24 protein-coding genes are annotated in these 23,860 nt (G+C 42.8%); 8 read left to right on the forward strand and 16 right to left on the reverse strand.

The window, feature by feature from the left end; genetic code table 11:
• Window positions 1-359: 359 nt before the first annotated feature.
• The 7 genes from BI198_RS07485 to BI198_RS07515 all read right to left on the reverse strand — a co-directional run bounded on the left by BI198_RS07485 (window position 360) and on the right by BI198_RS07515 (window position 5,660).
• Window positions 360-1,016, reverse strand: a complete 657-nt coding sequence (locus BI198_RS07485; RefSeq protein ID WP_070048991.1) for a hypothetical protein — start codon at window positions 1,014-1,016, stop codon at window positions 360-362.
• Window positions 1,017-1,348: 332 nt separating this feature from the next.
• Window positions 1,349-1,783 carry a GNAT family N-acetyltransferase gene (locus BI198_RS07490; RefSeq protein WP_070048992.1) on the reverse strand — a complete coding sequence of 145 codons (435 nt, stop codon included), beginning with the start codon at window positions 1,781-1,783 and terminating at the stop codon, window positions 1,349-1,351.
• A 113-nt stretch (window positions 1,784-1,896) separates the two neighbouring features.
• Window positions 1,897-2,790, reverse strand: coding sequence for a cold adaptation protein AtcC (atcC, locus tag BI198_RS07495; protein ID WP_070048993.1), 894 nt, complete (start codon window positions 2,788-2,790; stop codon window positions 1,897-1,899).
• Between the two features lie 11 nt (window positions 2,791-2,801).
• Window positions 2,802-3,563, reverse strand: a complete 762-nt coding sequence (gene atcB / locus BI198_RS07500) for a cold adaptation protein AtcB (RefSeq protein WP_070048994.1) — start codon at window positions 3,561-3,563, stop codon at window positions 2,802-2,804.
• Window positions 3,563-4,129, reverse strand: coding sequence for a cold adaptation protein AtcA (gene atcA, locus BI198_RS07505; RefSeq protein WP_070048995.1), 567 nt, complete (start codon window positions 4,127-4,129; stop codon window positions 3,563-3,565). Before atcA ends, atcB begins: the two co-directional genes overlap by 1 nt.
• A gap of 7 nt (window positions 4,130-4,136) precedes the next feature.
• Window positions 4,137-4,421 (reverse strand): cold adaptation protein ActJcold adaptation protein ActJ, encoded by a 285-nt coding sequence (gene atcJ / locus BI198_RS07510; protein ID WP_070048996.1) that lies wholly within the window; start codon window positions 4,419-4,421, stop codon window positions 4,137-4,139.
• 102 nt (window positions 4,422-4,523) lie between these two features.
• Complete coding sequence (locus BI198_RS07515; RefSeq protein ID WP_070048997.1) at window positions 4,524-5,660, reverse strand: hypothetical protein; 1,137 nt, start codon at window positions 5,658-5,660, stop codon at window positions 4,524-4,526.
• Between the two features lie 256 nt (window positions 5,661-5,916).
• On the opposite strand from BI198_RS07515, the gene BI198_RS07520 reads away from it, so the two are divergent.
• Window positions 5,917-6,207 carry a high-potential iron-sulfur protein gene (locus BI198_RS07520; RefSeq protein ID WP_070048998.1) on the forward strand — a complete coding sequence of 97 codons (291 nt, stop codon included), beginning with the start codon at window positions 5,917-5,919 and terminating at the stop codon, window positions 6,205-6,207.
• Window positions 6,208-6,271: 64 nt separating this feature from the next.
• On the opposite strand, the gene BI198_RS07525 is transcribed toward BI198_RS07520, so the two are convergent.
• From BI198_RS07525 to pabB, 3 genes are all read right to left on the reverse strand, one after another.
• Complete coding sequence (locus tag BI198_RS07525; protein WP_070048999.1) at window positions 6,272-7,654, reverse strand: L-serine ammonia-lyase; 1,383 nt, start codon at window positions 7,652-7,654, stop codon at window positions 6,272-6,274.
• 120 nt (window positions 7,655-7,774) lie between these two features.
• Window positions 7,775-8,335, reverse strand: a complete 561-nt coding sequence (locus tag BI198_RS07530; RefSeq protein WP_070049000.1) for a CoA pyrophosphatase — start codon at window positions 8,333-8,335, stop codon at window positions 7,775-7,777.
• Window positions 8,336-8,361: 26 nt separating this feature from the next.
• The gene (gene pabB, locus BI198_RS07535; protein WP_070049001.1) at window positions 8,362-9,726 is read right to left on the reverse strand and encodes an aminodeoxychorismate synthase component I; all 1,365 of its coding nucleotides are present in this window, start codon (window positions 9,724-9,726) and stop codon (window positions 8,362-8,364) included.
• A gap of 118 nt (window positions 9,727-9,844) precedes the next feature.
• Between pabB and BI198_RS07540 the strand changes: the two genes are divergently transcribed.
• Both BI198_RS07540 and BI198_RS07545 read left to right on the forward strand, forming a co-directional pair.
• Window positions 9,845-11,365 carry a fumarate hydratase gene (locus BI198_RS07540; RefSeq protein WP_070049002.1) on the forward strand — a complete coding sequence of 507 codons (1,521 nt, stop codon included), beginning with the start codon at window positions 9,845-9,847 and terminating at the stop codon, window positions 11,363-11,365.
• Window positions 11,366-11,516: 151 nt separating this feature from the next.
• Complete coding sequence (locus BI198_RS07545; protein WP_070049003.1) at window positions 11,517-13,547, forward strand: S9 family peptidase; 2,031 nt, start codon at window positions 11,517-11,519, stop codon at window positions 13,545-13,547.
• Between the two features lie 75 nt (window positions 13,548-13,622).
• On the opposite strand, the gene BI198_RS07550 is transcribed toward BI198_RS07545, so the two are convergent.
• The 6 genes from BI198_RS07550 to BI198_RS07570 all read right to left on the reverse strand — a co-directional run bounded on the left by BI198_RS07550 (window position 13,623) and on the right by BI198_RS07570 (window position 19,774).
• Window positions 13,623-14,267 carry a DsbA family oxidoreductase gene (locus BI198_RS07550; RefSeq protein ID WP_070049004.1) on the reverse strand — a complete coding sequence of 215 codons (645 nt, stop codon included), beginning with the start codon at window positions 14,265-14,267 and terminating at the stop codon, window positions 13,623-13,625.
• 366 nt (window positions 14,268-14,633) lie between these two features.
• A complete protein-coding gene (locus BI198_RS07555; protein ID WP_070049005.1) occupies window positions 14,634-15,761 on the reverse strand; it encodes a hypothetical protein in 1,128 nt (375 codons plus the stop codon).
• 52 nt (window positions 15,762-15,813) lie between these two features.
• Complete coding sequence (locus BI198_RS07560) at window positions 15,814-16,965, reverse strand: M20 aminoacylase family protein (RefSeq protein WP_070049006.1); 1,152 nt, start codon at window positions 16,963-16,965, stop codon at window positions 15,814-15,816.
• Between the two features lie 60 nt (window positions 16,966-17,025).
• A complete protein-coding gene (locus tag BI198_RS16330) occupies window positions 17,026-17,892 on the reverse strand; it encodes a BCCT family transporter (protein WP_201243436.1) in 867 nt (288 codons plus the stop codon).
• Window positions 17,877-18,593: a BCCT family transporter gene (locus BI198_RS16335; RefSeq protein WP_201243437.1), complete on the reverse strand. Its 717-nt coding sequence runs from the start codon at window positions 18,591-18,593 to the stop codon at window positions 17,877-17,879. The genes BI198_RS16330 and BI198_RS16335 overlap by 16 nt, the downstream gene beginning before the upstream one ends.
• A 14-nt stretch (window positions 18,594-18,607) precedes the next feature.
• On the reverse strand, window positions 18,608-19,774 hold the full coding sequence (locus BI198_RS07570) for a M24 family metallopeptidase (protein WP_070049007.1): 1,167 nt from the start codon (window positions 19,772-19,774) through the stop codon (window positions 18,608-18,610).
• A gap of 354 nt (window positions 19,775-20,128) precedes the next feature.
• On the opposite strand from BI198_RS07570, the gene BI198_RS07575 reads away from it, so the two are divergent.
• The 5 genes from BI198_RS07575 (at window position 20,129) to BI198_RS07590 (ending at window position 23,843) form a co-directional block, all read left to right on the forward strand.
• Window positions 20,129-20,704, forward strand: a complete 576-nt coding sequence (locus BI198_RS07575; protein WP_201243439.1) for a helix-turn-helix transcriptional regulator — start codon at window positions 20,129-20,131, stop codon at window positions 20,702-20,704.
• The gene (locus BI198_RS16470) at window positions 20,685-20,807 is read left to right on the forward strand and encodes a helix-turn-helix domain-containing protein (protein ID WP_201243442.1); all 123 of its coding nucleotides are present in this window, start codon (window positions 20,685-20,687) and stop codon (window positions 20,805-20,807) included. Before BI198_RS07575 ends, BI198_RS16470 begins: the two co-directional genes overlap by 20 nt.
• A 26-nt stretch (window positions 20,808-20,833) precedes the next feature.
• Window positions 20,834-21,220, forward strand: a complete 387-nt coding sequence (locus BI198_RS07580; protein ID WP_201243444.1) for a RidA family protein — start codon at window positions 20,834-20,836, stop codon at window positions 21,218-21,220.
• Window positions 21,221-21,284: 64 nt separating this feature from the next.
• A complete protein-coding gene (gene dpaL / locus BI198_RS07585; RefSeq protein WP_070049009.1) occupies window positions 21,285-22,463 on the forward strand; it encodes a diaminopropionate ammonia-lyase in 1,179 nt (392 codons plus the stop codon).
• Window positions 22,464-22,733: 270 nt separating this feature from the next.
• On the forward strand, window positions 22,734-23,843 hold the full coding sequence (locus BI198_RS07590) for an S-(hydroxymethyl)glutathione dehydrogenase/class III alcohol dehydrogenase (protein ID WP_449421112.1): 1,110 nt from the start codon (window positions 22,734-22,736) through the stop codon (window positions 23,841-23,843).
• Window positions 23,844-23,860 lie beyond the last annotated feature (17 nt).

Here is a 23,860-nt window from a genome sequence, read left to right on the forward strand (position 1 = left end):
TGCCATAGAACAAGCTAGTGATAACAAGTTAACTCCGCCGACGACTAACACAGCGCTTTATTGCCGCGTTAATGCCAGCAATTGGCACGGAGATGCAATAGTTGCTGTGAGCGAGTAGTAGACGTTAACATTCTCAATATGAACTCGTCTTGAGGCACATGCTAGTTGCTTTATTTTTTGGTTATTAAAATGAGATCATTGTATCGAATCACACTACGTATGGTACTTGGTGGTCAAGTGCTAGATATAGGAAAACTGATAATCCAATTGATTCCAGTTAAACGAATAAAAGTTACTATAAAGGTATAACACTTCAACTGCCTAGAAAACTACCTTTATAGCCTTTAAGATAACTATTATCATACTTTGCGTTTCAGATTTAATAGAAGTAAACCAATTACTGAAAAGCCGAGTAGGCTTACAGTTGATGGTTCTGATATAGTAGGTATTTGGCGGATTGTAAAAGTTATTTCACCATCGCCATCACTGTCAAATAATCCTGCTAGTGCAAAGTTAAACTCAGTATAAGCTCCGAAATCTACACCAGTGCCACCGCCAAAATCAAGAGAGTCAGGGGCAAGATCACTCGGATCGAGAAGAATCTGTGCGAAATCTGAATTACTTGGAAGCATGCCGGATTCTCTTCTAAAGTGACGACTGTCGTTATTGTCGGACTCTTCAAAATCTATTCCGAAACCAATACCTAGTATTAAATGATAGTCTCCCCAAGCAATACCGCTATCGTTGAAAACCCTTTCTGAAAATAACAAGTTATCAACGACAAAACTGGAAGTACCGAATAGAGTAAATTCCAAATCACAAGGGGCAATGGCGTTCATTTGCTTGTCAAGAAATATTTCTTGACCTTCTAGTCTAGAATTAACGTTACTACACGAGCCGGAGCCTAAAACAGAAAGTCCTAACAATGAAGCGTTTGCTGGAATAAAAAACAATGAAAAACAAAAAGTTAGGAGCAATACAAAGGGACTGACAACGCGGTTTGATAGCATATCCATAATATCACCTCATTAGTGTATAGGATTAAGCACATCTATAGTTTGTCAGAATAAAACTTAGATTAAGATACGATCAAAGTCAACCTGTGAGCTGCGTTAAAATTCTGCTGCCATTTTAAGAATAGGCCTCTTAGATACTTTTACTTTCGCCACTAGGTGTTATTTTTCTTTCCCTTATTCAATTTCACTTCATTTGAAATAGCGCTAAAACAAGAAAAATACACCGTTTGAATAGCGAGAAAGCAATGCCCGCACGTGGCACATTGCCTACAGTCAGATTAGATTATGCTTTGTTACTTTTAGGGGGCAGTTCAACTACAAGTTAGGCTATATTAGGCGGGGTCTATTTGGTACTGCATTGCTATTAACTGATGGCCACCAACAATTTCTACTGCTTGAATAAAGGTAAAGCCATACCTTTCATAGTAATTGCGTAAATAGTCATGAGCATGAATTTTAATAGCCGTTATGCCCATTTCTCGGGCATGTTCGATTAGCGCGGTAACAACTTTCGCTGCGACGCCTTGGCCTCGGTAGGCTTGGATAACAGCCACTCTAGCCATTACTGCAGAGCCGTCGTCATTAACCGTTAATCGTGCGGTTGCCACTAACGCACCTTGCTTAGTCACTAAGGCATGGCTAGATATTGGATCTAATCCATCAAGATCTAAGGTACGGGGTATTTTTTGTTCTACGGTAAACACTTGATAGCGGATCGCATGAGCTTGCTTTATAAGCTCAGTGCTATTGCCGATAATGATGTCCATATTAATGTCGCTCCTAGCACTGAACGCTGCGGTTCGACGCTGTTAGTCACAATTACAGGTCGTCACTGTTATAAGCGCGTACAAGCATGTACACGCTTGGTAGGGTGATAACGTTATAAGTCTAAATATTGCGGCCAACCGAGTAACGGGTTGCTTAAGCCATGTTCACTTTCTAAAGCATCAAGCTTCTCGGGTGAGGCATCTTCAAGCGCTAGAGCTTGATAGCTTTTGGCAAACTCTAAGGTGCGTACTAAAGCCGGAATAAAATGTGGCCCTAAATCGGCTTTGATTGCATCCGCTATAGCAGGGGGCAGCTCGGCGTAAACTGACTCGGTTTGCATGGCGAAATAGTGAGTATTAAACCAATGCGGTTGCAAGGTGATATTACGCAAGCGTTGTTTTAAATCATGTTTTACTTTATCACCCGAGGTTAGGGCGCGGTAAAACACAATTTCTGCTAACACATCTTCTAAACCAAAGTGCTCATATTCGTCGTACTGGGTACGAATAAAAAATTGTTGATGCAGTAATTGCCGAGCCTCGCTTTGTAAGTGTTCACGTAAAGCTTGCTGATAATGCTGCCAGCCGAACCAATCTTCGGCATCAGGCGGGGTTGATATGCTTTGCACTAACTGCTGCTGAACGTCACCGTATAACGACTTGGTATGCTGGTTTTTACTGACACTGCTTAGCATGCTCCAGCCTTTTTGAAACGGCTTAACAATGCTTTCAGGGGCTAATAAAATTGTGAGCGCTCTATCAAGATCATTATCGGCTAGTTCTCGAAGGCCTAAGCTAGCAATACCAATAATATCGTTGGCGGCTTGCTCTAATAAATGCATTTTATATTTATTATAAAACTTATCGGCAAATTTTAAGCTCATTAAAATCGCTTTGGATTTTAATTGCACTAAACTAGCGGCATCAAGTTGTTGTTCGGCTTGGGCTTTAACAATAACTTGGGTTAAAAATGGTCCATTACTGCCATCACGAAGCATTAACTGCATGCTAATAACCCTTAATCTAAAAAGCTAAACATATCGTCGACTTCGGCGTACTCGTCAGTGGCTTTATTATTTTCTTTTGCTTGCATCACTAATTCGGTAGCAAACTTATTGATAATACCTTCCCAACCGGAGTTTTCGTTACGGATAAGTGCTTTAATGGCCGATTCAACACTTGGGGTTAAATAACGAATTAACGCCAGTAGGCTGCGCGGATCATCAAAGCTAATGTTATGGACGTCTTCATTACGATGACGTTCGGTAAAACGACTCGCTTCTTCTAAATCTTCTTCGACGTCATGCTGATTATCATTATAAACATCATCGTCGTGCAATTGCTCACCGCGATACAATTCAATAAACGGTATAGATAAATAAAACAGTCCAGCTGGGTCATCAGCGATGCAATGCAGTATTTCCGCCTGCTTTTCTTCGCTGTCTTGATTACGAATTAAGTAGGTTAAAAAATCAAAAGTATGTTGTTGTAACTCTTCAGCATTACTTTTAATTTGCTCTTCCCAATATAACGGTTGCTGACAAACGATATCGCGAATTTTTTCTGGCGACATTAACTCTGAAATAATCGAAGGAAAAGATAAATCATGTTGGCTATTGATTTGCGTTAACGTAACAATATCTATATTTTCAATTACTTCAACTAGCTGTTGATCTGACATGGTATTAGCGATGAGTTCGAATTTTTTGCTAGCTTGTTTAGGTTCAATTACCGCTAGTTGCTTTATTTCTGCTGCAGCAACTTCAATTAAATTGGTCATTAAGAATTTTCTCCGTTAAAGCGGATATCATCAAATTGATCGTCATAGCCGTCTTCATCGTTATCGCCATCATCAGCGAACTTATCAGCATCGTCTGCATAGTCATTATTACGGTCGTCATCATTGTCACGGTCATCATCGCCGTACTGGTCTGAATCAGTGCTGCTTGCTGGGCTGTTGTCATGGCTAATCATAAATACCACGGCACAAGCTTCGATTAATACCGTCTCAGAATAATCTCTAATCGCTTTAATTAATGGTAAATCAGCATTGTTAAACGCAACACTGGTTTTAAATTGATCCCAACTTGGCAAAGTGGCAGTGGTTAACCATTGTTGCCATTGTTTTATTGCCGCGGGTGGAAACTTAATTTGACCATACAAAGCAATAGGTAAATATTCTGGTAAGTCGGCCAGCATAGAAGGGTCTTGCAACAAAATAGCTTTCATTTTTGCTGTAAATTGCGCCAACGCCGTCGGTGATTCAGGATCATCGTAAGAATGAATGTTCTCTAGCGCTTCCGTTTTTAAGGTCTCAAGACGCGGTATGTTTAATTTTTTTGACATAAATTACTCACGGGTAAAATTGATCCCATAATTCCTGCATGGCTGCGGCAGGGTCGGGCACAATTACGTTGTTAAAGTCTTTAATAAAAGCCGCTTTTTGTTTTGGATCAATAAGCACATTGTAGGCGCTTGTGACGCGTTGCAACTGAGCGGAAGCATATTGCTGCTCTGGCTCTGATAAACCTAGTATTTTATCGGGATGATATTTATTTGCCTGTCGCCGATAAGCTTTTTTAATCTCATCATCTGTGGCATTGGTTTTAATGCCAAGTACCCGAAAGTGATTAATCATTATTTGTCCTGCGCACACAAAAGTAATTGAATAAGAACGCGCTGTTACATTCACAGCCATTAATCATAATAGCAGAATAGCCACAGTGCGTGTTATACAAACTTAGTTTATGTGACTATTTTGCAACTCTTTAACGGCTTTCTGCGGTATAAACCACTGCGGATTTATTTGTAGTGAAAATAGCAGTGGGCTAAAACGATTAAAGTTTATGGCATTTTCTGGACATTGAATATTATCAGCATAATGGCGCTGCCAAGGGTCATTAACAATAAACACTTGATTACCTTTAACCGCAATGCCTTCTGCTGCGGTTTGGCTCATTCTTTCATAACTTGGGCACTGGCTAGTGGCCGGCGTGGCGGCATAAAAACCAATGTTTTGCACCACAGCCGGTGCTTGCTTAGCTAAATCTATAATCCATAATTGATCGTCATTGCGTGCCATGGCAATTAAATACCCGGGATGGTTGGGTTTATCGCTGGGTAAAAAATCTAAGGCATTAATGGGATGATCTTGATTATCGATGTTGGGTAAATGCAGACCGGCATCCGTGACGGCAATAAAACTCTCATCTTGCCAAAAGTCAGCGCCATAAGGGCTGCTAAATATCATCGGCGCATTAGCGCTATTTTGTTCTAAGGCTAAATATAAATTGCGGTTATTATCAAATGCTAACCCTTCGATGCCATCATTAGGAAAATTACCTACTTTAGCTGATTTAGGAAACTGTATCGGACGCACTGCAACAATTTGGGCTTGGCTAAGTGCTTTATCTACTATTATTTTCAGTAATAAGCTTGGGTAATCCGTTGAATAGCTATGGGCATATTTAGCCTGACATTGGGCTGATAAAGAATAAGCGCGCGAGTCTTCAGTTACCGTTATTAACGTGGTGTCGTCAATGCGATCCCAAGTAAGCGCTTCAAAATCTGGATCGCCGTGTAATAAATCAGCAAAGCAACTGTGTTGTAAGCTCGGCGCAACAGTAATGGCAATGGGCGCGGCTTTTAATTGTGCGGTAGTAGGATCAATACGCAGTAGCACGTTACGCATGGTTTTATCGGCTTTATTATCGCCAATATGCAGTAATTCATTATGGCGTAGCGTTAAACCTGAACTTTGCGGATCAAGTAGGGTTACACCTTGGGTATCAACTAGCCACTGGCCGGCAACGGCTAATTCATCAGCAAAAGAATTACTAGCCATGGCTAAGCTAACAATGAGTAATGCATTTTTCATTATAAAACCTTAATAAATAAGAACAAAGATGATCAAATCATAGCTAGGCTAAGTATAAAGCTATAGTTAATGTATTATAAGTACTGGCTAGCTTCGGTTTATGGCTTAATTGTGCTTTAATAAAAACAGCATTAATTAATTGCTTATTTTATTGCTTATTTTATTGCTTATTTTAATGCTTAGGTAACGGCAATGACTAATAAAAATAATAACTCTAGCGTGCGGTTATACAACGACATTACACAGAGGATATATCATGAAAACTAATAGAAGGCGTTTTTTAAAGTTATCCGCAGGTGGCTTGGTAGGCTTAAGTGTGGGTGGTGTTAGTCTTAAGGCTTTTGCCAATGAGCAATTGGATGCAGAAAACCCACAAGCGAAGGCATTACAATACACGCACCAGTCAGAAAAAGAAGATGCTAATTGTGCTAATTGTGCTTTAATCCAAGGTACTGAAGGTGAAGAGTGGCGGCCTTGTGCAATATTCCCAGGCAAGTTAGTTCACAGTGATGGCTGGTGTGCCGCATGGGCGCAAAAACCAGCGTAGCAATACAATTGAAATAATAAATTATGCAATAAAAACGGGGCAGTTTAAGCCCCGTTTATGTTTGCTAACATTCGATAATATTAACCGCTAAACCACCACGAGAGGTTTCTTTATACTTAGTTTGCATATCTTTACCGGTATCCCACATGGTTTTAATCACTTTGTCCAACGAGACCTTTTGCTCACCCGTGCCACGAAGTGCTAAGCGAGAGGCGTTAATCGCTTTTATCGAGCCCATGGCATTGCGCTCAATACAAGGAACTTGAACTAAGCCGCCAACGGGGTCACACGTTAAGCCTAAGTTATGCTCCATACCAATTTCTGCCGCATTTTCAACGTGGAGTGGAGTACCGCCTTGAATTTCAGTAAGGGCGCCTGCGGCCATTGAGCAAGCTACACCCACTTCGCCTTGGCAACCGACTTCGGCACCAGAAATAGAGGCATTTTTCTTATATAAAATACCAATAGCGGCAGCCGTTAATAAATATTGTACGGCAATATCGGGCGTTACCGGCTGGATAAATCTATCGTAATACATTAGTACGGCAGGAATAATGCCAGCAGCACCATTGGTGGGGGCAGTTACAACACGGCCACCAGCAGCGTTTTCTTCATTAACCGCCAGTGCATATAAGTTAACCCAGTCCATGACTTGTAGTGGGTCGTTACTTTTTTCGGCGATTAAGCGTTTATATAATGCCGGTGCCCGACGTTTTACTTTAAGCCCGCCAGGTAAAATACCTTCGGTTTTAATTCCGCGATCAATACAGGCGCGCATGGTCAGCCAAATATTATTTAACTGATCGGTAATTTCTGCCGGTGTGCGCAACACTTTTTCATTTTCTAGCATTAAACCCGATACAGATAAGCCGTGCTCTTTACATAGCGCCAGTATTTCGGCTCCAGATTCAAAAGGGAATGGTGGCGGGTTACTAGTAGCAAATTGAGTAGCTGCTTCTTTTTCTTTGGCAAATTCTTCTTCTTTAACGATAAAGCCGCCGCCAATTGAAAAGTAGATATCCCGCATTACGATATTGTTGGCGCTATCGTAGGCAATTAATTCCATGCCGTTAGAGTGCGCTTTTAAAGTTTTACGGCGATGGAACACGATGGCACCTTCGCGCGGAAACTTAACCGGATGCTGTTTAGCTAAACGTAATAATTGTTCATCATTAACTTGTTTTAATAATGCTGGCACTAAATCAGGATCAATCGTCTCGGGTAAATAACCGGCTAAGCCAAGTATGACGGCCTTACCTGTGCCGTGACCAATACCGGTTTGGCCTAAAGAGCCAAATAATTCGACTTTCACGGTAGCCACGGAGTCGAGCAACTGCTTTTCTAATAACTCGTCAGTAAACTTTTTTGCTGCGCGCATAGGGCCAACAGTGTGGGAGCTCGAAGGACCAATACCAATGCTAAACATATCAAATGCACTAATAATCATTTTATTCCGCTTAATTATTCAGTTGATGTAGCTGTAATAAAGTTATTGTATCTGAAGCTGTGCAAATGTGTAAGCCATCTAACTGTTGCGATAAATCGCCATGTCAGCTTAGCTGTACGGCTAAAGCAACTGGGTACATAGCTGGTGCATAATAGCGGCGGTGGCTCCCCAGATAAATCTGCCGCGATAAGGCATAGCATGTAGCAGTCTAGTTTTGCCCGCTAGCGGTAAGCTAAACTGATGCCGATTTTGTTGCTGTAAAAAGTGGGTTAAGGGGACTTCAAAAATATCGGCGACTTCATTAGGTTCAAGTTGCCAACGAGCTTGCGGTGTAACTAGCGCGACCCAAGGCACTATGGTAAAACCGGTGCTGGTGGGTTGCAGCGGCAGGGTGCCAAGTAAATCAACATGGCTACTAAGCAATCCAATTTCTTCATGCGCTTCGCGCAGGGCCGCATCTGCGGTGGTTTCGTTTAGCTCAATACGACCGCCAGGAAAGCTGACTTGGCCAGGGTGATGTCTTAAATGCAATGCGCGTTGAGTGAAGAGTAATTTTAATTCGTTGCCATAGTTAATAACCGGCACTAAAACGGCAGCTTGATGAATATCAGTCACAGCACGCCGTTCAGCATGTGCAGCTTGATGTAACATAAAACGTTGCCGAAATTCATTTGCTTGCATGTTGGTTTACTCAAACGCTCAGTAAATTATTTATTTGGTAGCAGTGTAGGTAAAATTTTATTGACCTTATCTAGGGTTTCTTGAAATTCACTGTCGACATTTGAGTCGGCGACAATGCCACCGCCAGCCCAACAATAAATCTGTTGCTGGTTGCAGGCTAGGGTGCGAATAGTGATATTCGTGTCCATATCACCATTAGCGTTAATATAGCCAATACTACCACAATAGACTGACCGTCGATGCGGTTCGAGTTGCTCGATAATTTCCATGGCCCGCACTTTAGGTGCACCCGTAATTGACCCGCCCGGAAAAGCAGCATGCAATAAGTCGCAGGCAGTATAATTGTTGGCTAAGGTACCGGTAATGGTACTCACTAAGTGATGCACCGCTGGAAAGCTTTCTATGGCAAATAAGCTAGGTACCGCCACGCTACCAGGAGTACAAACTTTACCTAAATCATTACGTAGCAAATCGACTATCATCACATTTTCAGCCCGATCTTTAGCTGAGTTGCGTAAGTTATTGGCTTCAATCTCATCGGTCATAATGCAAAAGCCACGTGGCCGAGTGCCTTTAATAGGTTTAGTTTCAACCTGTTTATCGTGCAGCTGTAACAAGCGCTCGGGCGAAACACTTAATACACAACCTTGCTCTAAGCGCAAAAACGCCGAGAAGGGAGCCGCATTGGAGTCACGTAGCTTAACATAAGCTTGCCATTCATCACCCTGATAGTGGGCGTTAAAACGTTGGGCTAAGTTTATTTGATAGCAATCACCGCTAAGTAAATATTGTTGAATTTGCTCAAAACGTTGCTGATAACTGGCTTTATCCATATTAGATTGCCAGTCACTGGTCAAACTAAAAGGCACGCTGGCATTAGGTGGCGTTAGCAATTTTTGCTTAAGCTTTAGCCATTCAGCTTCGGCATTACCATGATAATCGACATACCACAGCTGCTGTTGCTGTTTATCTAATATTAACGCCCATGTATAAAAGCCAATCGCCATATCCGGTAAGTCGATATCATGCTCGGCTAATGTGGGTAGTTTTTCAATATAACGACCTAAATCATAACCAAAGTAACCCAAAGCACCGCCAATGAAAGGCAGATCAGTGACTACTTTGTTGGGAAAATAGCGGTTTAGTCCCTGCTGCAATAGTGCAAAGGGATTGCTACTTGTTTGCTGCTGGCCTTGAGCATCAACTAACGTTGTTAGGCCACTAGCCGCTTGCAAGGTCGCTATTGGCTCTGCCACTAGAATATCGTAACGGCTATTAACATGTTGCGAGGCGGCCGAGTCTAAAAGCATAGACCACGGTTGGTTAGCAAAATGGCTAAAGTAATCGAGTAAGTTTTTAGGTAATTTGTCTTGAATTAGATGCTGCTGCATGAATGGGACTAGCCGCTGTTTCTGATGCGGGTTATCATAGCAGCACTTACCACAATAGTTAAATACGGCGCTATTTATAAGCTTAGATAGCGTAGACAGCGTTAGAGGACATTTGAATATGACGGTCATTCGCCAGCAAGATTTTATCGATAGCATTGAAGATGCATTGCAATATATCTCTTATTATCACCCTTTAGATTTTATTAAAGCGCTAGAGTCTGCTTACCATAAAGAGCAAAACCAAGCCGCTAAAGATGCCATTGCCCAAATACTGATTAACTCGCGCATGTCGGCAGAAGGCCATCGACCCATTTGTCAGGACACCGGCATAGTAACGTGTTTTGTTAAAATAGGTATGGACGTTAAGTGGGATAAGACCAACTTAACCGTGCAAGAAATGGTAAATGAAGGTACCCGTCGTGCGTATTTGAATCCGGATAATCCATTACGCGCTTCTATTGTTGCCGACCCAGCCGGTGGCCGGAAAAATACTAAAGATAATACCCCTGCGGTGGTGCATATTGATTTAGTCGCGGGTAATCAAGTAGAAGTGATGATTGCGGCTAAAGGCGGCGGTTCAGAGAATAAAACTAAAATGGCTATGCTTAATCCATCAGATTCCATTGTCGATTGGGTATTAGAAACCTTGCCAAAAATGGGCGCCGGCTGGTGTCCGCCAGGGATGTTAGGTATAGGTATTGGTGGTACGGCAGAAAAAGCCGCTGTGTTAGCCAAAGAGTCATTGATGGAGCCGGTTGATATTCAGCAGTTAATTGATAAAGGCGCTGAAACGGCAGATGAAAAGTTACGTTTAGAGCTATACGAAAAAGTGAATAAACTGGGTATTGGTGCCCAAGGTTTAGGTGGTTTAACCACAGTGGTTGACGTTAAAATTAATAGCGTGCCGACCCATGCGGCAAGTTTACCGGTTGTGATGATCCCTAACTGCGCCGCTACGCGCCACCTGCATTTTCATTTAGATGGTTCAGGCCCTGCAGATATTCAGCCGCCGAAGTTAGAAGATTGGCCGCAAGTGACGTGGGAACTGGGTAGCAAAGTGCGCCGGGTTAATTTAGATCAAATTACCCCAGCAGAGGTGCAAACATGGCGGGCTGGTGAAACAGTATTATTAAGCGGTAAAATGCTGACCGGTCGTGACGCGGCGCATAAGCGAATCGCTGAAATGCTCAGTAAAGGTGAAGCATTGCCAGATGGCGTTGATTTTAACAACCGCTTTATTTATTACGTCGGCCCAGTTGATGCAGTCGGCGATGAAGTTGTAGGCCCAGCAGGCCCAACTACCGCAACGCGGATGGATAAGTTTACCGATATGATGCTTGGCCAAGCAGGCTTACTGGGTATGATTGGTAAGTCTGAGCGCGGTGAGGAAACCGTCGCCAGTATTAAGCAGCATAAAGCGGTATATTTAATGGCAGTAGGCGGTGCAGCTTATTTAGTGTCAAAGGCCATTAAGAAATCTCGCGTAGTGGCTTTTGCTGATTTAGGCATGGAAGCGATTTATGAGTTTGACGTTGAAGATATGCCGGTAACGGTTGCTGTAGACTCTGAAGGGAACAACGTTCACCAGCAAGGCCCGGCTATCTGGAAAGTAAATATCGAAAATATGGCAGCAAAATAATAACTACTCATAGGCTACTAGATTCTTAGTGGCCTTTTTTATGTGCTTTAAAGCTTTATGTGATTAGTGATAACTAAATAACTAGAAAGACAATTAGAAATAAAACAACAAATAACAACTAGAAATAAAAAACTTTTAAAACGGAGTCAGAATGAAATATTCAGCATTGCTGGTATCGCTGTTGCTCAGTGGTACGGCCTTGGCTAAGGCGCCCTTAAGTGTCGAGCATTTAAATCAAGTAAATAATCTTTATGATGTGACGTTATCTCCTGATGGTCGGTATGTCGCTTATGGGCAAACTAATGGTGGTTTTAGCCCCGCAGATACCAGCAGCGATTTATATTTAATTGATTTAGCGAAATCAGAACAGCAAAACAGATTAACCCGCTTAACACAAAGTAAAGGCCGTGAGCATCAACTGCAATGGTCAGCACAGAGTGATAGTGTGTATTTTATTACCGATCGTAGTGGTAGTGCTCAAGTATGGCAATTATCGCTAGCAGGCGGTGAGGCCCTGCAAATAACCGATTTACCGTTACCGGTAACCGGCTTTATTGTTTCAGCGGATGCAAAACAAATCGCATTGTCGTTATCGGTTAAGCCTGGTTGTGAAACCTTAGCCTGCACTGTGGCGGCAAAGCATGCAGATAGCACTAAAAAAGATAGCGCTATGGCTTATGACCAATTAATGGTTAGGCATTGGGATACCTGGTTAGACGGTTACCGTAATCAGTTGCATGTTGCAGCGTTAGATAAAGGCTTAGTCACTGCAGCGCGTAATTTAATGCCAGAGTGGGATACCGATATTGCTGGCATGGCAGAAGTCGCATTTTCTCCAGATAATCAGCGCTTAGTTTTCAGTGCCAAAATTCCTGCAGCAGATCAAGCTTGGCACACCAATTTTGATATTTTTATGGTATCTATTAATGGTGGTGAAAAACAAAACTTAACCGCAGCAAACCCGGCTTGGGATGCCGCACCGACATTTTCAGCAGATGGCCGTTTTATGGCCTATAAAGCCATGCAACGACCACAAGCCGAAGCGGATCGGTTTAGTTTAATGTTATTGGATATGGTGACCGGGCAGCGTAAAGAGTTAGCGGCTGAATTTGATCGCTCTATTATTGAATATAAATTTGGCCCGGATAATCGCAGTATTTATGTGACGACTCAAGATGTGGGTCAGCGCAGTATTTATGCTATTAGCACCAGTTTTGGTGATGTGCGTAAAGTGTTTGGCGAGGGTACAGCAGGTTCATTGCACATTGCGGCAGATAAACTGGTCTTCACTAATCATAAGTTAGATTTTCCTACTGAAGTATTTCAACTTAATTTAGATGGCACTGAACTGAGACAATTAACCGATATTAATGCCGATTGGCGTAATGCGGTGCAGTTTGGCGACTATGAGCAATTTAGTTTTAGCGGCGCTAATGAAGAAACCGTATATGGTTATCTGGTAAAACCGTGGGATTTCGATGCTAAGAAAAAATATCCAATGGCATTTTTAGTCCACGGTGGGCCGCAGGGCAGTTTTGGTAATATGTTTAATGTGCGCTGGAATGCCCAAATGTATGCCGCTCAAGGTTATGCCGTTGTTATGGTCGACTTTCATGGTTCAACCGGTTATGGCCAAGCGTTTACTGACTCGATTAGTCGCGACTGGGGCGATAAACCGTTACAAGATTTACAAAAAGGTTTTGCCCATATTGTTAAAACCCAACCTTGGATTGATGGCGATCGTGCCTGTGCGTTAGGGGCGTCTTACGGTGGTTATATGATGAACTGGATTGCTGGTAATTGGCCAACCGGTTTTAATTGTTTAATCAACCATGCTGGTTTATACGATATGCCAAGCTTTTATGGTAGCACTGAGGAGTTATGGTTTCCTGAGCGTGACTTAGGTGGTCCAGTATGGCAAGAGGGCTCGGATTATCAAAAGTTTAATCCAGCAGCGTTGGCCGATAAATGGCAAACACCTATGCTAGTGATCCATGGTTTAAAAGATTACCGGGTACCTTATGCCCAAGGCTTAGGTGCTTTTACTAACTTGCAGCGTAAAGGCATAGACTCACGGTTGGTGATTTTTCCCGATGAAAATCATTGGATCTTAAATAAAGATAACCGCGTTCGTTGGTATAACGAAGTGTTTCAATGGCTGGATAAATATACTAAGCAGTAATTTTGTTTAAAACTTCTGCAGCGGCTTAATTTACAGCGCTGCAGAAGCTTATATCGATTTATAGCATAGGCGTTACTAAGCTAGCTCAGTTGCTACTTTTTGTAAGGCGGTTGCTAACTGTGCCGGTTCTTGTGCGCCAGAAATTAAATATTGGTTATTGATAATAAAGGCCGGTACTGATGAAATACCCGCTTGCTGGTATTTAGCAATGTCTGCCGTCACTACTGCAGCAAATTTGTCAGATGCTAAAATTTTCGCGGCTTCTTTTTTACTTAATCCAGCATCCTCTGCGCATTGTGCCAATACTTGATGATCGGCGACGTTTTTAGCATGACCAAAATAGGCATCGAATAACGCGAGTTTCATCGCGTCAGCTTTATTCTGCGTTGCCGCCCACTTCACTAAGCGGTGGCCATCAAAAGTATTACAGGTATAGCGCTGCTGCAATTGACTAAAGTTAAGCCCAAGCTCAGTTGCAACTTGGATCATATGCTCTTGTGAAGCGCGCATTTCGTTTTCGTCCCGACCATATTTTTTACTTAGCGCCTGTAAAATAGGTTCTTGAGGGGCATTTTTATCTGGATTGAGTTGAAAGGCATGCCACTCCAACTCGACAGAAATGTCAGGTATTGTAGTTAATGCTTGTTGTAGTCGAGCGTAGCCAATTGCGCACCAAGGGCAGGCAATATCGGAAACTAAATCTATTTTAATCGTGGTCATAGGCGAGCTCCAAGCTAGATAATTATTTGTTTGTTAGTTATGCAACAGCTATGCGCTAACTAATACAGCTATATAAAATTTGTTATGTTATTAAGATATTGCGGGTTATTTGTTCAGCATAGGCTTTTTTTATCTTTGGCTCAAGTCGTGCTAGTGCGCTATGCAGCTAAAAAAGGCTTACTAGAGTAGTTAGTGGATTTGAGTGAACTGGATACTGTTGGCTTTTTAGGTTTAAATAGCAATGATGCTATTATTTAGGGTCCGGCAGAAATTTCTTGAGAATAAAGCTGCTAAAGATTTAATTGCTTAGCAGCTTGATTGAATACCAGCTAAATTGACCTGAAAGGATGATTGCTAATAATCGGTTTAAAAGTAATAACCAAAGTTAATATTAATCCGCTTGTCCCAACCTTTACCGATCTGTGCCAAACCAATATGATCATCTAGTGGCGTGGCGAAAACCATGTTGTTGCCCATGATAAAATCAAACATGGTATAGGTTGGACCGGCAGCAACGGCACAACCAATGACGTTCTGTTTGCTATTATCATAGCTAGCGTCTGCGACATCGGGTGTCATTAAACCAAAATCGTTATAACATTTAACACTGCCAAAGGAGGTTGGAATAGTTTTGGCTATGTTTAGGCTGTATATCTGGCCTTTAGCAGCAACTTCATATTGCCAACTAAGAAAAGCAAGCGCGACTTTATTCGGATCGACACTGTCGGCGGCATTAAATTCATATTGAATTGCCTGCAACTGTAAATTCCAGCCGTGATAACTTGAGTCAAGATGAACAGCTGCTGCATAGCGGTCGCCATTATTTTGACTGAGGTTATTGTAGATTTGGCCTATTTGCAAAGAGCCGCCCAGGGTTGTGGAGCCACCTTGATGTTGCATAGTATAGGTTTGACGCAGGCTAAGCTGATTCGATTCTTCGTTGCTGTAATCAGTGCCATTAATATTACCGCTATACAAGTCTGCGGCATATTGCTTATTTTCACTGCCGGCATATTCAGAATTTTTGAAAAAAGCAATATCGCTTTGCCAGCCATCTTTGTTATAAACAGCCTTAATTCCCATGTCGCTGTCATCTTCCATACCAAAATAGTAAGGCATGCCCAGCCAGAAGCTGTTAGAAATAAAACCGGGGTTACCAAAAGGGTTTTTAGTCATACCGAATTGGATTTGCCAAGCAGGACTGGCATCGTAATAACCGTAACCATGTTTGATAAAGTGGCTGTCTGCAGTAAAACGGTACTCGGCACTGATGCCCCAGTCGCCTTTTTTGCCGTTAAATTTTATGGCAGCGATATCTAGACCAATTTCACCGCCTTTCGCTGTAGAGTCTGCACTATAATCTTTATAGGCATACTTAATCCGTAGCGTACCTGTGACATCAATGCCATCTTCAGTTTCGGCCTGTGCACTAACACTGCTTAGTGACAGTGCAGTGACTAAAGCGGATAAAGTAAATTTTACCGGTTTTATCATGGGATTTTCCTAAACGCAGCCCATAGAACTGCGTAGTTGTATAAAAGATTAATTACAGACTCAATTCTTGCTCAACCAAAGCTTGCCAGTAACGTACACCTAGCATTGAGATATTGTCATTGAAGTCATAAAGTGGATTGTGCAAAGCGGTACCGCCACATTCACCCTCACCATTGCCCACCAGAATGTAGCAGCCATCTACTTCGCGCAGCATAAAAGAAAAATCTTCGCTGATAGTGAAGGGCTGACAACTGCCATTGACATTTTCTGCACCAACGACTTTAGCCGCAGCTTCGACAGCAGCTTGGGTTTCCTTGGCAGCATTGATAGTGGATAAGAAGCTATTATTAAAGTGGTACTTGTATTCAACGCCAGCTGACATGCATTGTCCGGCGACGACGCGCTCGATTGCGGCATCAATTTTGGCTAAGGCGGCATCGGTAAAGCTGCGGGTATCGCCTTTAATTTTCACTCGAGAAGGGATCACATTAACGGTACCGTTAGTGCTAAATTCCGTAATAGAGATCACTGCCGTTTCATGGATAGCACTTAAGTTACGTGAAACGATGGTTTGCATGGCGGTAACAATTTGGGCACCCACCACGATAGGATCAGTACCTGTATGTGGCATGGCCGCATGACCACCACTAGCAATAATATCAATTTCAAAACTACTTTCGCTGGCCATAAGTGAGCCTGGGCGAGTGGCAAACTGACCGGCGGGGATGCCAGGTAAATTATGCATGCCATAGATGGCATCAATCTGCCAACGGGTAAAGAGACCATCGTCAATCATGGCCTTAGCGCCAAGGCCATGCTCTTCACAAGGCTGAAAGATAAAGTAGGCGGTACCGTCAAAGTTACGGGTTCGTGCCAGTTCATGGGCAGCACCCAGTAACATAGCGGTGTGACCATCGTGACCACAAGCGTGCATTAGGCCCTTATTGACTGATACATGGTCAAAGGTATTTTGCTCGGTAATTTGTAAGGCATCCATATCGGCTCTAAGGCCAATAGAGCGGGCACTTTCGCCACATTTTAAAATGCCCACTACACCGGTCTTACCTATATTACGGTGCACTTCTAAACCAAATTCCTCCAGTTTCTCTGCCACCATTTTTGCGGTGTCTACTTCTTCGAAACCAAATTCTGGGTGTTTGTGAATGTGCTTACGCCAATCAATAACTTGTTGTTCTATAGTCATTGTAAGTTTTCTCTTTTAGTAGTGAATGGCTGCGCTAACCCGCAGCCAACAGGTAATGCTTTACTCGCTTAAAAGCTTTTCTCTAGCGGCAGCTTTTAAAGGCTGAGGTTGAGAGTCTGTAACAGGTTCAAATTCGGCTCTAAACATCTTCAAGGTGCTAATGATGCAAAGGAACAATACAAATATCAGTGGGAAGGCGAAGATAAGACTAATACTCTGCAACAGTTCTATCCCGGTTTGGCTACCCATCATTAAGGTCAGCGCCATGGCAACTTGGGCAATAACCCAAATTATCTTCATCTTTTTAGACGGGTTTTCACTACCGTCTTCACACATACTGGCCAAGGTAAAGGTAGAGCTGTTCAGTGAAGTGATAAAGCAAGTGAAAAGTGCAATAACGACACCAATAGAAATAACCGTTCCCATTGGGAAGTTTTCTAGCACGATAAAGGTGGCGGCTTTTGAAGAAGCAGCTGCTGCGGCTAATACATCGGGTTCAGACATAATACCGATAGTGCCGAAGAAGGCGATCCAGACAAAGATACCTAAGCAAGGCAATAACATAGAACCTAAAATAAACTCTTTAACTGTCCGGCCTTTAGAGACACGAGCGATAAAAGGTCCAACAAAAGGTGCCCATGCAATAGCCCAAGCATAGTAATAGATGGGCCAGCCGCGTAACCAAGGCGATTCCTCTACAGCAGCAAAGGTAGGTAACATTAAGGCGTCTTGAAAGAAGTCATTAATGTAGTTACCCATAGTATCAAAATAGACATTGAACATAGCGGTAGTGGGGCCAACCAGTGCCACCAGAGCAATTAAGCCTACAAGCAAATAAGCGTTATAGTCCGAAAACATCTTGATGCCTTTCTCTAGCCCAGTGGTGGCACATAGGATAGTGATTAAGGCAATTACACCGACAAGCAAGAAAATAACCCAAGGCACACAGGGGTATCGAAAAGATAGGTAAAGCTAATACCTAACGATAAGCCGCTTTGACCTAAAGACGTTGAAATACCGGCAATAGCACCAAATACACAGATCAGGTTGATTGCTTTACCTAAGTTGCCATTAGCTTTATCGCGGCCCCAAGGGATAAGAATATTACTAATAAGACCGTTTTCATTCTTACGGTACATCAAGTAGCCAACCACTAAGCCAATTACAGAGAAAGCCGCCCAGGCTTGAATGCCCTGATGAATAAAACTTTGTTTCATGGCAAATTCAGCGGCTTGTGCTGTTTGGGCATCGATACCTGTAGTTACCAAAGGGTTCATATAGTGATAGACCGGCTCAGCCACACCCCAATACAGCATCACGGTGCCCATTCCGGCAGAAAACAGCATGCCTATCCAAGAAAACGTGCTGAATTCAGGTTTGGAATCATCGGCACCGAGTTTGATCTGGCCATACTTACTGAAGGCTAAATAAAACATGGCCATGACGAAGGTAAAAGACCCGCCAATGTAGACCCAACCAAAGGTATCAGTTAGGTAGGTCATGGTGCCTATCCCAACAGTATACAGTTGCTCTGGGAATAAGATCCCTGACAGCACGATAAGTAATATAAAGCTCATAGTACTTAGAAAAAGCATCCGGCCTTGAGTCAATTCTTGTTTGGTATTCATAGTCTTGTCTCTATTTATTCGATAATGATCAGTTCGGGTTCTGCTCGACGGCTAAGCCATTCAGCACCATTTTCGGTGATGACGATATTCTCTTCATGGACCATAGACTTACCTGGCGCATAGACCATGCCGGGTTCCAACGTCATGACCATGCCAGGTTTAAGCATAGTGTTATCAGTGGCGGTATTAGATGGACGTTCTGTTAGCTCTATGCCAAGTCCGTGGCCGAGTCGACCGACATCATTACCTAAGGCACCATTTGCTTCGAGCACTTGCCACATGGCATTGAAAATGTCTGAAGTGGTGGCACCAGGGCGGGCAGCGGCAAAGCCCTGAGTGGTCGCTTCGTAACAGGCGCGATAAGCGGCTTTAGTTTGTTCGCTCGCATGACCAAAGGCCCAGTTGCGATCGAAGTCGGAGAAATAACCGTCACGCACGGCTCCGGTATCGATGATAAGCACATCGCCGGAGTCAATTATCCGATCTGTTGGCCCCATAATGATGCTGTCATAACCATCAGGGCCAGAGCCGGCGATAATGTAGGGGCATTCATCGGCCCCAGCTTGCAGCAGATCGATGCGCAATTGCTTGCAAATTTCTCGCTCAGACATACCGATACGAGCATTTTGCGGGATTTTGTCAAAAGCCAGATTAGTAATCCGGCAAATTTCCCGGGTTTTAGCTATCTCGGCTTGTGATTTAATTTGGCGCAGTTCATGAACAGCCAAGGACACGTCGACAAACTGTTTTTTCATCAGCGTGGTCAATTGTAGATAATTATTGATTGGCATTCGCAAATGCGACTCTATACCTAAGGTCGCGCCAACACGGCCAAAGCGACAAGGAAGTGAATTAAGCGTACTGGCAACTAGGCTAATGCCGTCATCTTCAGGGCGTGGTGAAGGCCAAGTGATAATATTATCAATCCAGGTGCTTGCCATGCCACTGGCACCAATTTCTGGCACTATGGCAATGGGCTTACCTTGTGCGGGTACGATAACAAACCAAGGCCGAGTCGGGCTTTGCCAAAACTGGGTATGGAAGCCGGTGAAGTAGCGGACATTAGGCTCGGTAGTGAAGAGCATAGCGTCCAACTCTAGTTCACGCATCATCTGCTGCGCTCGGCTGGTTCTGTGTTCAAACTCTGCTTGTTCAAACCCACGCTGTAAATTATTAGCCATAGTTGATCTCATTTTTTATTAATAGTGTTTAGGCTTGTCTATAACCCTGTGCTAGTCATTATCAATATGAAAGTTAACTTTTGTTTACTCTGATATAGGTACGTATTACTAGTCACCGAGTTAACTATTAAGTCGAAGATTACACTATTAACTTTTGTTGACGATAGTCCTTTTCGTGATTAATTTCGATTTTTAGCTTAACACATTGAAAACAAAGGATTTATATATTTAATGCGGAAAGTTTAAGTTTCTTAACTACGACTAAAGTCATATAAAGTTAACTTTGCGTATTGAGTTTTACTTTTTTGCAGTTTACAATCACTGCAAATAGAGTTTACTAAAGTGGCCTATGAAATGAGTTTTTCCGCGTATAAATCGTTTAATACAGAGTTATCAGATAAAGACAGGGAATGTTTGGTCGGTTATTTTCGATTAGCAGATACCATTGCCGATTTCATCGGTCCTCATTGTGAGTTGGTGATCCATTCCTTTGAAAACTTTGAACAGTCAGTAGTTAAAATAATTAATGGTCATCAAACCGGCCGAGAAGTTGGCTCGCCAATGACAGATTTAGGCTTGAAGATGTTACGTCATGTCGAAAAGACGGGAGAGTTAACGCCTAAAAGTTATTTTACCAAAAATAAAGACGGTGCTTTATTAAAGTCGACCACTTGTGTGCTAGCGGGTGAGGGCGGCAGACCTATAGGCATGTTTTGCATCAATATGAACTTGTCTTATCCGTTTTCGGAAATCATGCAAACCTTAATGCCGGATATAGCGCAGCACAATGGTGCCGTGATTGAAAACTTTAACTCAAATGCAACCGATGTGATTACTCAGGCGTTAGATAATACGATACGCGATATCGAAAATGATCCGACTATTACACTGAAAGGTAAGAATAAAGCCATTGCCAAGCAACTTTCTTGAGAATGGCATTTTTGAGTTAAAAGATGCAACCCCAATGGTTGCTGAACGTCTGGGAGTAACTCGCCACGCCGTTTATAAATACATCCGTGAGTTTAAATTGTAACCCTGAAATAATGAAATAATGAGAAAATGATGAAACAGAAAATACACACAGAAAATGCCCCTGCTGCTATCGGTCCATACTCACAAGGTTTGGCTTTTAAAGACTTAGTATTTACTTCTGGCCAGCTGCCACTTGATCCAAACACTATGGCTTTTGCAGAAGGCGGTATTAAAGAGCAATCTCGGCAATCGCTAGCCAACCTTAAGGCTGTACTTGAAGCTGCAGGAGCTGGGTTAGACAGCGTGTTAAAAACCACTTGTTTCTTATCAGACATGGAAAATTTCGCTGCATTTAACGAAGTGTACACTGAAGTGTTTGGTACTGACGTTGCGCCTGCTCGTTCATGCATTGAAGCGGCCAGATTGCCAAAAGATGCTTTGGTTGAAGTTGAAGCTATTGCTTTTATTAAGTAGCAGTTTTACTTAAGAGGCCATTAACGTGACCTCTTGTTAGCCCTCTCACATTAAAGAGAATTCTATGTTTAAAGTAACCGATAACCGTTTCTATACTGGTGATAGCAGTCCGCTTTTCACTCGGGAAATTGCCCAGCAGTGCCGTCAGTTTCATGGCCAGATAGAGGGGTACACGCCGACACCTCTGGTTTCTTTGCCGCATTTAGCCAAGAAATTAGGCGTGAAATCGATTCAGGTGAAAGATGAGTCGCATCGTTTTGGCCTGAATGCGTTCAAAGTGCTTGGCGGTTCTTATGCTTTAGCGCGCTTGCTGGCTGAGCATTTGAACGTGGATATTGCAGACATAGATATGAAAACGATAGGTAGCAAGCTGCCTGAACCGGTAGTTTTTATTACGGCTACAGCGGGTAATCATGGTACTGGCGTTGCTTGGGCTGCACGGGAAATGGGCCAAAAAGCGGTAGTTTATATGCCAAAAGGTTCATCTCTGGCCAGTGTTGAGCGGATTAAAGGTTTGGGCGCTGAGTGTATCGTTACTGACGTGAACTATGATGATACCGTGCGCTTGGCAAGCCAAATGGCCGATGAAAAGGATTGGATCTTAGTTCAGGATACAGCATGGCAAGGCTATACTAAGATCCCAACCTGGATATCTCAGGGCTATATGACCATGGCAGATGAAGCCATACAGCAATTACAGGATACTGATTCTGACCTACCGACTCACGTATTTTTACAGGCTGGCGTAGGCGCAATGGCCGGGGGCATCTTAGGCTATCTAGTGGATGCTTTAGGCAGTGCAAACTTCAAAAGCGTCATCGTTGAACCTGATGCTGCCGATTGTATTTATCGCTCTGGCGAAGCAGGCGATATTGTTAATGTGAGCGGCGACTTAAAGTCTATTATGGCCGGTTTAGCTTGTGGTGAACCTAACCCTGTTACTTGGCCGATCCTTAAAGCGAGCAGCAGCCAGTTTGTGTCGGTTGCCGATGAAGTTTCTGCCTTGGGGATGCGTATCTTAGGGAATCCGTTGCGTGGCGATAATAAAGTAATCAGTGGCGAGTCAGGCGCAATTTGCATGGGATTACTGTACTTGCTGGCGACTGATCCTAAAGGCAAACAAATCGCGTCTGAGTTAGGTTTGAATCAAGACTCTAGTATCTTGCTGTTTAGCACCGAAGGGGATACCAACCAAGAGCGCTATCAACAAATTGTTTGGCAAGGCAAATTAGCCTATTGCTAGAGCAATTAAATTTTAGAGCCGGTTATTAGTGCAGCTTTAAGCATTGGATAAAGGCACCTTAGTTCGACTGAATATTGTTGAGTTAACAACACCACAAGCTACCCATTAAGGCTGTGGTGTTTTTTTTAAGGAAAAACAACTGTTACCACTGAGTAAAACTGAATTACCACTATGTAGTATTTACATGCATATAGAAAAAGTCTATTTCAGGGTATACTCAGCTATCTGTCATTTTTTCGCTGTATCTATAAGGAAACTAAAATGGAAATGATTAAAACTCGTGCTGCTGTTGCGTGGGGCCCAGGCCAACCATTATCAATTGAAGAAATTGATTTAATGCCACCGCAAAAAGGTGAAGTTTTAGTGAAGATTATCGCCACTGGCGTCTGTCATACTGATGCCTTTACGTTATCGGGCGATGATCCAGAAGGTATTTTTCCTGCAGTGTTAGGCCATGAAGGTGGTGGTATTGTTGAAGCCATTGGTGAAGGTGTTACCTCAGTTGCTGTTGGCGATCATGTTATTCCTTTGTATACGCCTGAGTGTGGTGAGTGTAAGTATTGTTTATCAGGTAAAACCAATCTGTGCCAAGCTATTCGTGAGACTCAAGGCAAGGGTTTAATGCCAGACGGTACGACTCGATTTTCTAAAAATGGCCAACCAATTTATCATTACATGGGCACCTCGACCTTCTCTGAATACACGGTTTTGCCTGAAATCTCTTTAGCCAAAATTAATAAAGAAGCGCCTTTAGAAAAAGTCTGCTTGTTAGGTTGTGGTGTGACGACTGGTATGGGCGCGGTAATGAATACGGCGAAAGTACAACCAGGCGATACTGTTGCTGTATTTGGTTTAGGTGGCATTGGTTTATCGGCAATAATTGGTGCAGTTATGGCTAAAGCTAGCCGGATTATTGCGATTGATATCAATGAAGATAAATTTGAAATTGCGAAGCAACTTGGCGCAACCGATGTGATTAATCCTAAGAACTTTGATAAGCCAATTCAAGACGTTATTGTTGAAATGACGGATGGCGGTGTCGATTTTTCTTTTGAATGTATTGGTAACGTTAACGTGATGCGTTCAGCATTAGAGTGCTGTCACAAAGGTTGGGGTGAGTCGGTGATTATTGGTGTGGCGGGTGCCGGTCAAGAAATCTCTACACGTCCTTTCCAGTTAGTGACTGGCCGGGTGTGGCGTGGTACCGCTTTTGGTGGTGTTAAAGGCCGTACTGAATTACCTGAATATGTTGAACGTTATTTACAAGGTGAGTTTGAGTTAGATACCTTTATTACTCACACTATGCCTTTAGAAGACATTAACAAGGCGTTTGACTTAATGCATGAAGGTAAGTCAATCCGTACTGTTATTCATTTTTAAGATTTTTGTAAAGTAAG

This window comes from Rheinheimera salexigens (genome assembly GCF_001752395.1).
GTDB classification, from domain to species: domain Bacteria; phylum Pseudomonadota; class Gammaproteobacteria; order Enterobacterales; family Alteromonadaceae; genus Alishewanella; species Alishewanella salexigens.